The organism is Micromonospora sp. NPDC051296 (assembly GCF_040682255.1).
GTDB lineage: Bacteria > Actinomycetota > Actinomycetes > Mycobacteriales > Micromonosporaceae > Micromonospora > Micromonospora craterilacus.
In genome coordinates this window covers 1-4,119 of the sequence record NZ_JBFBAO010000495.1, presented here as the reverse complement: position 1 = coordinate 4,119, position 4,119 = coordinate 1, and the positions used below count along the sequence as shown (strand labels likewise).

At 72.4% G+C, this 4,119-nt stretch carries 2 protein-coding genes; both read right to left on the bottom strand.

Translation table 11 applies throughout. The features are described 5' to 3' along the window. Positions 1 to 2,149: pyruvate dehydrogenase (locus tag AB0M52_RS31630; protein WP_363961290.1), on the bottom strand; the 2,149-nt coding region annotated here is incomplete at its 3' end. A 140-nt stretch (positions 2,150 to 2,289) separates the two neighbouring features. After that, complete coding sequence (gene gatB / locus AB0M52_RS31625) at positions 2,290 to 3,783, bottom strand: Asp-tRNA(Asn)/Glu-tRNA(Gln) amidotransferase subunit GatB (protein ID WP_363961288.1); 1,494 nt, start codon at positions 3,781 to 3,783, stop codon at positions 2,290 to 2,292. Positions 3,784 to 4,119 lie beyond the last annotated feature (336 nt).

The following is a 4,119-nucleotide window of genomic DNA, read 5'->3' as shown; positions in this document are numbered from 1 at the left end:
CCGACCGCAGCGCGCCGGGCACGCTGGGCACGGTGGCGGTGCGTACGCCCTGCCGCAGGGTGCGCTGCCAGGCCCGGTACAGGCGGTCCAGGCTGGTGACGTCGACCACATGGGCGGCGACGCCCTCGTCGGCCAGTTCCGCCGCCGCGGCGATCACCTCGGGCAGCACCGCGCCGGAGGCGGCCAGTTGCACCGTCGGGGCGTCGGCCAGGTGCGGGTACGCCTGGTGGGCGTCGACCAGCCGGTACGCCCCGGCGAGCACCTGCCGGCGTAGCACCGCGTCGCCGAGCCGGGCGCGGGCGGCCTCGAACGGCGCCTGGTCGACCGGCCGGGTGCTGAGCCGGAAGTAGTACGCCCCGTCCTCCGCTGGCGCGGCGGTCGGCGTCGGCTGCGGTGCGCCGGCGATGTGGCCGAACGCGTCGCAGAGCAGCCAGTCCAGGCTGGCCGCGTACGCCGGCTCGACGAAGGTCACCCCGGGCAGTTCCAGGCCCACGCTCGCGGTGATGGTCGACTGGTGGGCGCCGCCCTCCGGGGCGAGGGTGATGCCGGACGGGGTGCCGGCCACCACGAACCGGGAGCCGGAGTAGGTGCCGTAGAGGAAGGCATCCAGGCCGCGCAGCACGAACGGGTCGTACACGGTGCCGACCGGTAGCAGCGGCTGCCCGGACAGATCCCAGGACAGGCCGAGCTGACCGAGCAGCAGGAACAGGTTCATCTCGGAGATGCCCAGCTCGATGTGCTGCCCGTCGGGGCTCTCCGTCCAGCGCAGCATCCGGTCCTCCGACCAGGAGCGCTGGGCGGTCGGGGCGAACACACCGGTCTTGTTGATGAACCCGGCCAGGTTGGTCGAGGTCGCCACGTCCGGCGCGGTGGTGACGAGGTACTTCCCGACCTGCGGGTCACGGGCCAGGTCGACCAGCACCCGGCCGAACACCTCCTGGGTGGAGATCGGCTTGTTCGCGCGTACCCTCGTGGTCTGCGGGACGGTGACCCCGAGCGCCCGCTCACGCGGCGGTCGGGACAGCGCCTCCCGGCGCTGCCCGGCCCGGATCCCGGCCGGCGACGCCGGGTCGAGGCGGTCCCACTCGGTGTCGCGGGTCAGCCCGTGCGCGGCCCGCAACGCGGCGACCTGCTCGCCGGTGAGCAGCGCCGAGTGGTTACGCGGATTGCCCGCGATCGGCAGACCCCAACCCTTGACGGTGTACGCGAACACCACGCTCGGCCGGTCGGTCACCGCGTCGCACTGCGCGTACGCGTCGAGCAGCGCGGTGAGGTCGTGCCCGCCCAGGTCGGTGACGAGCGGGCCCAGCTCCTCGTCGGCGATGTCGGCGACGAACGCGGCCACCGCGGCCGGTGCCCCGTCCAGGAACTGCTTGCGCTGCTCCGGCCCGGTCAACCCGAACAGCGACTGGTACTGCTCGTTCGGCATCGCGTCGATCCAGTCGCGCAGCGCGTCGCCGCCCGGCCGGGCGTACGCCTGGGCGAGCCGGCGGCCGTACTTCACCTCGACCACGTGCCAGCCGGCGGCCTCGAACTGGCCGCGCCACTGGTCGATCCGTACGCCGGGGACGACCCGGTCCAGCGACTGCCGGTTGAAGTCGACCACCCACATCACGTTGCCGAGCCCGGTGGTGGCCGGGTCGGCGACCGCCTCCCAGATGTTGCCCTCGTCCAGCTCGGCGTCACCGATCAGCGCGACGAACCGGGACTGCGGCCGGGCGCCGAAGTGCGCGTCGACGTAGCGGCGGGTCACGGCGGCGAACAGCGGCGCGGCGGCGCCGAGGCCGACCGACCCGGTGGAGAAGTCCACGCCGTCCGGGTCCTTGGTCCGCGACGGGTACGACTGCAGACCGCCCCGCGCCCGCAGCCGGGTCAGGTACGACCGGTCCAGGTTGCCGAGCAGGTACTGGATGGCGTGGAACACCGGCGAGGCGTGCGGCTTCACCGCGACCCGGTCCTCGGCGTCCAGGTGGGCGAACCACAGCGCGGTCATCGCGGTGACCAGGGAGGCGCTGGACGCCTGGTGTCCGCCGACCTTGACCCCGTCGCCGGTGCTGCGCTCGTGGTTGGCCGCGTCCACGATGCGGGTGGCGAGCCACAGCACCCGTCGCTGGATCTCGTCGAGGACATCGAGGTCGTGCTGGTTCACGGTGGACTCCATCCGGGCGTCGCCGTTGACGCCCTCACGGGGGTGGCGCGGGTCGCGCCTGCTGCACGCTTGCTGCCTCGGCCGTTAAGAAGGGGCCCCTCCTCTACACGAGGCGTTAAGAAGGGGCCCTTCCTTACACCTCAGGCGCCGAGGCGTTCGAGGATCAGGTCGCGGACGGTCTTGGCGTCGGCCTGGCCGCGGGTGGTCTTCATGACCGCGCCGACCAGTGCGCCGGCCGCGGCCACCTTGCCGCTGCGGACCTTGTCGGCGATCTCCGGGTTGGCGGCGATCGCCTCGTCCACGGCGGCGGTCAGCGCGCCGGTGTCGGAGACGACCTCCAGCCCCCGGTTGGTCATGATCTCGGTCGGCGAGCCCTCGCCGGCGACCACGCCCTCCAGCACGGTGCGGGCCAGCTTGTCGTTGAGCTTGCCGGCGTCGACCAGGCTCTGCAGCTCGGCGACCTGGGTCGGGGTGGCCCCGATGTCGGCCAGCTCCACGCCCGCCTCGTTGGCCCGCCGGGACAGCTCGCCCAGCCACCACTTGCGGGCGGCGGCCGGCGAGGCACCCGCGGCGACCGTCTTCTCGATCAGCTCGACCGCGCCGGCGTTGAGCACCGACTGCATGTCGAGATCGGACAGCCCCCACGCCTCCTGGAGGCGTCGCCGGTGCAGCCGGGGCAGCTCCGGCAGGGCGGCCTTCAGCTCGGCCACCCAGGCCACGTCCGGGGCGAGGGGCACCAGGTCCGGCTCGGGGAAGTACCGGTAGTCGGTGGCGGTCTCCTTGGACCGGCCCGGGGTGGTGTCCCCGGTGTCCTCGTGGAAGTGCCGGGTCTCCTGGGTGATCCGCCCGCCCGCGTCGAGCACCGCGGCCTGGCGCAGCATCTCCGAGCGGACCGCCCGCTCGACCGAGCGCAGCGAGTTGACGTTCTTGGTCTCGGTGCGGGTGCCCCACTCCTCGCCCGGCAGGTTCAGCGAGGTGTTGACGTCGCAGCGCAGCGAGCCCTCCTCCATGCGTACGTCGGAGACGCCGAGCGAGCGGAGCACGTCGCGAAGCTCGGTGACGTACGCGCGGGCGATCTCGGGGGCGAGGGCGCCGGTGCCGGGAATCGGCTTGGTGACGATCTCGACCAGCGGGATGCCGGCCCGGTTGTAGTCGACCAGCGACTCGGTCGCGCCGTGGATCCGGCCGGTGGCACCGCCGACGTGCAGCGTCTTGCCGGTGTCCTCCTCCAGGTGCACCCGCTCGATGCCGATCCGCACCATCTCGCCGTTCACCTCGACGTCCAGGTAGCCGTCGACGCAGAGCGGCTCGTCGTACTGGCTGATCTGGAAGTTCTTCGGCATGTCCGGGTAGAAGTAGTTCTTCCGGGCGAACCGGCACCACTCCGCGATGGAGCAGTTCAGCGCGAGACCGATCCGGATGGTCGCCTCGATGGCCGCCTTGTTGGCCACCGGCAGCGAGCCGGGCAGGCCCAGGCAGACCGGGCAGACCCGGGTGTTCGGCTCGCCGCCGAAGTCGGTCGGGCAGCCGCAGAACATCTTCGTGTTCGTGCCCAGCTCGACGTGGGTCTCCAGGCCGATCACCGGCTCGTAGCGCGCGACGACCTCGTCGTACGCGGGCAGCGTCGTGGTCATGAGAACTCCAGCTTTCGGGCGGTAGCCGACCCACGGTGGCATCCGGACACAACGTCGCCAAGCCTAGCCGCTCGGCCTGCCCGGCCTCGGCCGGGCGTCATTCGGGTGTGGTGAACCGCCGACGGCGTTCGTAAGCCATCACGAAGAGGATTCCGCCGACGCAGAACGCCACCACGGCCAGCAGCATCAGCACCAGGGTCGAGTTCGATCCGGTGACCGGCAGCCACGCACCACTCGTCCTGGTGGGCGACGGTGACGCCGGGGCCGGCGTGGTCGGCGTCGGCGGGGCGGACCACGTCCAGGCCGGGGATGGCCCGCAGCGCGGACAGGTGCTCC